The sequence below is a fragment of the Microcystis sp. LEGE 00066 genome (assembly GCF_015207925.1).
Taxonomy (GTDB): Bacteria; Cyanobacteriota; Cyanobacteriia; order Cyanobacteriales; family Microcystaceae; genus Microcystis; species Microcystis ichthyoblabe_A.
Genome location: NZ_JADEVX010000204.1, coordinates 1 through 6903, shown reverse-complemented (window position 1 = coordinate 6903; position 6903 = coordinate 1). Strand labels below are relative to the sequence as shown.

At 45.0% G+C, this 6903-nt stretch carries 5 protein-coding genes; all 5 read left to right on the top strand.

Annotated features, from left to right (window positions below):
- Positions 1–40 precede the first annotated feature (40 nt).
- The gene (locus IQ224_RS20095) at positions 41–949 is read left to right on the top strand and encodes an RluA family pseudouridine synthase (protein ID WP_002748287.1); all 909 of its coding nucleotides are present in this window, start codon (positions 41–43) and stop codon (positions 947–949) included.
- A gap of 203 nt (positions 950–1152) precedes the next feature.
- Positions 1153–3315 carry a molecular chaperone DnaK gene (gene dnaK / locus IQ224_RS20090; protein ID WP_002748289.1) on the top strand — a complete coding sequence of 721 codons (2163 nt, stop codon included), beginning with the start codon at positions 1153–1155 and terminating at the stop codon, positions 3313–3315.
- Between the two features lie 138 nt (positions 3316–3453).
- Positions 3454–4329 carry a J domain-containing protein gene (locus IQ224_RS20085; protein WP_194033412.1) on the top strand — a complete coding sequence of 292 codons (876 nt, stop codon included), beginning with the start codon at positions 3454–3456 and terminating at the stop codon, positions 4327–4329.
- A 155-nt stretch (positions 4330–4484) separates the two neighbouring features.
- Positions 4485–5633, top strand: a complete 1149-nt coding sequence (locus IQ224_RS20080; RefSeq protein WP_194033411.1) for a quinone-dependent dihydroorotate dehydrogenase — start codon at positions 4485–4487, stop codon at positions 5631–5633.
- A 175-nt stretch (positions 5634–5808) separates the two neighbouring features.
- Positions 5809–6903 (top strand): DUF3352 domain-containing protein (locus tag IQ224_RS20075; RefSeq protein WP_194033410.1); only part of this gene is annotated, 1095 nt, incomplete at its 3' end.

The window sequence follows — 6903 nt, the reverse complement described above, 5'->3', positions numbered from 1 at the left end:
CACACCTCACTTCCCCACTTCCCCACACCCCACTTCCCCAATGGCCAATCAAGGTTGGATTTATCGAGATAAAATTAGCAAAAATCAGGCAGGATTAAGCCTATTAGCCTACTATACGGGCAAATATCCCCATTCTAGCCCAGAAGAATGGCTCGATCGCATTTTATCAGCAGCAATTCTAGTCAACGGTCGTCCCGCTTACCCCGATACAGTCTTAGAAATCGGGCAGCAATTGACCTATCAGCGCCCGCCTTGGACAGAACCGGATGTACCGCTCTTTTTTGAGGTACTCTACGAGGATACCGAGGTGTTAGTGGTGGCGAAACCTTCGGGATTACCCGTGTTAGCGGGGGGTGGATTTCTCGAACATACTCTTATCCATCTGGTACATCAGCATTATGCCGATGTCACTCCCTATCCAATTCATCGTCTTGGTCGCGGCACTTCTGGCATAGTCTTAATGGCGAAATCAAAGCCAGCTAGATCTAAATTAAGTCAACAGATGCGAGAGGGGAAAATTACCAAAATATATCGAGCTTTAGTGGGTCAGGGCGACATACCAGATAACTTTACTATTAATCAAGCGATCGGTAAAATCGCCCATCCCATTTTAGGCTACGTTTACGGTGCGCTCACAGATGGGTTATCGGCCCGCAGTGAAGGTCGAGTCTTAAAAAAACATCTCGATAGTACCCTATTAGAAGTAGAAATTTTTACGGGCAGACCCCATCAAATTCGCATTCATCTGGCCTTTTTTGGCCATCCTCTAATCGGTGATCCCTTGTATAGCGTGGGGGGATTACCGCGACCGGATGCAGTGCCGGGAGATTGTGGTTATTATCTCCATGCCAATCAAATCCTTTTCAATCACCCCAGTACAGGGGAAAGAATCTCTATTTGTTGTCCAGCGCCGCCGGAATTAGTGGATAGGGAAAATCTGGAAATCTAGCCATATTTTCACCCGCCCAAGCTCGATCGCCAGAGTCGCTAAAAGACCACTTCGGTAATCACACCCTTAATCCGCCCCGAAACGAGAGCGAGAACCTAAGACAATTCGATACAATATTGTCAACAAGCATTAAGCGATTTAAACTATCGATCGAAGGTAAAAGTCCCGAAGTTATCGAAATCTAGGGGGAGACAAAAACAAGCATGGGTAGAGTAGTAGGCATTGATCTAGGGACAACTAACTCCGTCGTCGCCGTGATGGAAGGCGGAAAGCCAGTGGTCATCGCCAACTCGGAGGGCATGAGAACCACCCCTTCTGTGGTCGGTTTTAATAAAGATGGGGAGTTAGTGGTCGGTCAAATGGCCCGGCGACAAGGGGTACTCAATCCCCAAAACACCTACTATGGAGTCAAACGCTACATAGGTCGTCGCTACTCGGAATTAAACCCCGAATCGAAGCGCGTCCCCTACACCATCCGCCGGGATGAGATGGGCAGTATCAAAATTAAATGCCCCCGTCTGCAAAAAGAATTTGCCCCCGAAGAAATTTCCGCCCTAGTTTTACGCCGATTAGCCGAAGAAGCCAGCCGTTATCTAGGGGAAGAAGTGACCGGGGCCGTCATCACCGTCCCCGCCTATTTTAATGACTCCCAACGTCAAGCCACCCGGGATGCGGGCCGAATTGCCGGGTTAGAAGTGCTGCGGATTCTCAACGAACCCACCGCCGCTGCCCTAGCCTACGGTCTTGATGAACAGGAAAGCAAGAAAATCCTCGTTTTTGACCTGGGAGGCGGTACTTTTGATGTTTCTATCCTAGAAGTGGGGGACGGCGTTTTCGAGGTGAAAGCCACCAGTGGCGACACCCAATTAGGCGGTAATGATTTCGATAAAAGAATCGTCGATTGGTTAGCCAATCAATTTTTGGAACAGGAAGGCGTGGAGCTGCGCCAAGACCGGCAAGCCCTACAAAGACTGACAGAAGCGGCAGAAAAAGCCAAAATTGAACTATCTGGGGTCAGCGTCACCGATATTAATCTACCCTTTATCATCGCCACGGAAGACGGACCCAAACACATCGAAACTCGCCTGAGTCGGGCCCAATTTGAGGAATTATGCGGCGATTTAATCAGTCGTCTCCGTCGTCCTCTCAAACGGGCCCTTTCTGATGCCGGTTTGTCCCCCGTCCAACTGGACGAAGTGGTACTGGTGGGCGGCGGCACGCGGATGCCGGTGGTGAAGGATTTAGTGCGGAGTTTTATCGATAGGGAACCCAATCAAAATGTTAACCCTGATGAGGTTGTAGCGGTCGGGGCGGCTATTCAAGCGGGAATTTTGGGCGGCGAGGTCAAAGACGTGCTGCTCCTCGATGTTACCCCTTTATCCTTGGGTTTAGAAACCATCGGCGGTGTGATGAAAAAGTTAATCCCCCGCAATACCACTATTCCCGTCCGCAGATCTGACCTTTTTTCCACTTCCGAAAATAATCAAACTGTGGTGGAAATCCACGTTTTGCAGGGGGAAAGGGAAATGGCCAGCGATAATAAATCCCTGGGACGTTTTAAATTAACCGGTATCCCCCCCGCACCCCGGGGCATTCCCCAAGTGCAGGTGTCCCTCGATATCGATGCTAACGGCATTCTACAAGTCACCGCTAGGGATAAAATGACCGGACGGGAGCAAAGTGTCACCATTCAAGGCGCTTCTACCCTCAGCGAAGGGGAAATTAACCGCATGATTGGCGATGCTGCCCGATTTGCCGAAGCAGATCGTACCCGTCGCGAAAAGGTCGATAAACGCAATCGCGCCCGCTCTCTGGTGGATCAAGCTCAACGACGCTTAAAAGATGTTACTCTCGATTTTGGTAATGAGTTCACCCGTTCTTATCGTCGTCAAATTGAGTCTTTGAGTACGGAAATTATCGACGCTTTGGAGAAAAATGATGATCGTCGCATTGATCGCGCCCAGGCAGACCTACAGGATGTTATCTATGAATTAAATCGCGAGGTACGGCTACAATACGACGAGGAAGACGAGGGCTTTTTTAGCGCTATTCGCAAGACTTTTACCGGGGATAAGGAAGATGAGCTTCCCTACGAACCGCGTCGCGATCGTTATCGTCAGGATTATCGTCCCAGTACACCGGGTTATCAAAGTGATTATCGACCCAATTATTCGGCTAATCAAGATAGTTATCGCCCCCGCAATCAGGACAATTACTATAATGGCCGCGATAGCGATTGGCAAAGTCCCCCCCCTTCGGAGGAAAAAAGTTATAACAATAGTAAAAGTAACCGCAGCAGCGGCAATCGTTCCCGCAATATTCCCCCCCAAAATAACTGGGATGATGACGATGATGATTGGTTTTAATCAGTAAACAGTGATCAGTAATCAGTCAAAAGACAGTGGGAAACTACTATTTAATACTGCTCGCTTAATACATACTGCTCACTTAAAACTCAAATCTGATAACTGATAACTGATAACTGATAACTGATAACTGAATATATGCCACAATTAGTTAATTATTATGATGTTTTAGGAGTATCTCGCACGGCTACTGGTGACGAGATCAAAAAGGCTTTTCGACGACTGGCGCGTCAATATCATCCTGATGTTAATCCGGGGGATAAATCGGCCGAAGAAAAGTTTAAAGATATTAATGAAGCTTATGATGTTCTCTCCGATGAAGAAAAACGGGTTGAGTATAATCGTTCCTTGACGGGGATTAAGCGCCGTGGGATACGTCCGGGGGAAAAAGCCAATAGTAACGGGAATGGAAAAATGCCCCGTACAGAACAGGATTTATGGAAGTTTAAAGATTTTAATAACCTTAATACTAAGCGTGCTAAAATTGCCTCCTCTCCCCGTTTAACTCGTCGAGATGTGGAGGCGAAATTGACTTTACCTTTAGAGAAAGCCTATCAAGGTGGCAGACAAAGAATTCGTCTGGAAGATGGTAGATCAATAGAGGTTGATATGCCGGCAGCTATGATCGATGGGCAGAAAATTCGTCTCAAAGGTCAGGGTATTGAAGGGGGTGATTTATATTTAAAAATAACTATCGCTAGGCATTCTTTTTTTAGGATTCAAGGTTCTGATATTGTCTGTCAAGTACCGATTACTCCTAGCGAGGCAATTGTGGGCGGTTTTGTGGAAATTCCTACCATTGACGGGTTAGTTAAAATGATGATTCCCAAAGGAGTTAAAAGCGGTCAAAGATTACGTTTGGCTAATAAAGGTTATCCCACTTCCCAAGGAGAAAGGGGCGATCAATTAGTGGAAATTATCTTAGTTAATCCTCCCAATCCTAGCCTCGAAGAATTAGAACTTTATCAAAAAATACGGGCGATTGAAACTTTTAATCCTCGTCAAGGTTTATAGTCTTGGGGATTATAAACTAGGGAAAGCAAGGTAAATTTGGTTAATACGCATTTAAACTGCTTATTCTTAGATAAGCGTAATTTCCACCAATCCCTTTACTGTTGCCTCTTGCCTCTTGCCTTGTCCCAACAAGTAATTTAAATAGTTAACAGCTTATGACAAATATAATTGATACAATTAAACCTTTTTATCCTCTAGCTTTCAAGGCTATTCGGGGCAATTTAGAAGGAACACAAAAACAATTATTAAATACTCTGCAAAAAATTGATCGCTCGCGGGGGGAATTTTGGGGACAATGGTTAATCTCACAATTATCAGAATCCCTCAGTTTTAGCGATTCTCGCCTATCTCAAAGCCTCTGGGGGTTAAATTTCCCCAATCCCGTCGGATTGGCGGCAGGATTCGATAAAGACGGTTTAGGGGCAGGACTTTGGCATAATTTCGGCTTTGGTTTTGCCGAGGTGGGTGCTGTCACCCTAGAAGGGCAACCGGGCAACCCAAAACCGAGATTATTTCGTTTACCGGAAGATTTGGCGGGATTAAACCGTATGGGGGCAAATAACCTAGGTGCGCCGGTTCTAGCGGTAACTCTCCAGCAATCTTGGCAACGACAACCCCGACAGATTCCCATCGGTATTAACCTCTGTAAATCGAAAAATACGCCCCTAGAAAAGGCTCCAGAGGACTATTTAGGCAGTTTTCGCTATTTATTCCCCCATGCTGATTATTTTGTCGTTAATGTTAGTTCTCCCAATACTCCCGGTTTGCGTTCCCTGCAAAGTGGGGAACAACTCGATAAAATCCTCGACATTTTACAAACAGAAAATCAAGGCAGAAAACCCCTATTAGTGAAAATTTCTCCCGATTTGGAATGGGAAGATATCAGAACAATTATTGAGTTAGCTTTCTCCTATCAGTTAGCTGGAATTGTCGCTACTAATACCACCACTAAACGCACGGGATTAAAAACCACAATTCTGCCTGAAACTGGTAAACCAATCACTGAAGAAGCAGGGGGAATTAGTGGGCAACCTTTGCGGGAACGTTCCACAGAAGTGATCCGTTTTATCTATCGGCAAACCCAAGGCAATTTACCGATAATTGGGGTGGGAGGCATTTTTTCCCTCGATGATGCTTGGGAAAAAATTACGGCTGGTGCGAGTTTATTACAGATTTATACCGGTTGGTTATACCGCGGACCCTGGCTAGTATCAAATATTTTACAAGGATTAACAGAAAAATTAGAGGCTAATGGGTTGACTAATATTAATCAAGGGGTGGGTTGGCAAGCTAACCAAGAATGAGCTAATTTTCTTCGGTAATTAGCAATAATTTCGGAAAAATTAGCTAAAATTTTACCCGTTCCCTTTGGGGATAAGATAAGATAATTAGGATAACTACAATAGGACTGATCTAGAGACTACAACCAGAGGCAAATTGATCGCCAAGTATCGAACTTTTTAACCAAACCACAATTGTATGTCAAAAAAATCATTTTTACCCGGTTGTTTAGTCGTCTTAGGACTAACAGCAGTAACCGCAGGAGGTGTCTATCTTTATCTACGAGGACAACTACCTTGGCAAAGATTCACCCCCTTAGAATCGGCAAAAGTTATCCCAGAAACTGCCTTTGCTAGTAGTTTTGTCTCCACGGATGCAAAAGCTTGGTCAGTGTTAGCTAAATATGGTACACCAGAATCGCGAACTGCGGTTAGTCAAGGACTAGAAGAATTACAAAAAAATATCTTCACCGATAAGATTGATTATCAACGGGATATCGAACCTTGGATCGGTAGTATTAGCTTTGCTTTCCTTCCCGCAGCTACCCCCGGACAATCGGAATTATTAACGGTTATCGGGATCAAAGATAAAATTAAAGCGTCGGAATTCCAGAAACAACTAGGACAAAAAGTTAATCGCAAAACTAGCACCAGTGACTACAAAGGTATTACAATTACTGCTATAGATTGGCAGGATAACACCACTATTTATACTGCCGTTACTGGCGATTTTTTGTTGATATCCTACGATAAAAAGGTGTTAGAAGCGGCGATCAATACCTACCAAGGACAGCCATCTTTTAGCAGTAAACTGGAAGTGATAAAACTGCTTTCCCAATCCCTCAACCTACCCAATACCCTAGCAACAATTTATATCGATGATTATGCCAAAATCTTGGGAGCAGATGCTAATTTATCTCCCCAAAGTCGGCAAGAATTAGCAAAAATTCAGGATATTGTCGCAGGAGTGGGTGTCACCGATACGGGATTACAGTTACAAATGGTGGCTAAACTTGCTCCTGAAACTATTTCTAACCTACCTTCCCCCAGCAGAAATCAAGTTTTAAATTATTTACCCGGAGATACCATCGCACTCTGGAGTGGGAATAATCTTAAACAGGGATGGGAAGAAGCAGAAAAACAGTCCCAAACTAACCCAGAATTACAAGCTTTTCTACGTCAGATCCGTGAGAATTTTCAGATGGCAACCCTTGATGCGGATAAAGAAGTTTTTAACTGGATGGATCGAGAATTTGCTTTCGGAATTATCCCCAACCAGCAAGGGGTGGGAGGG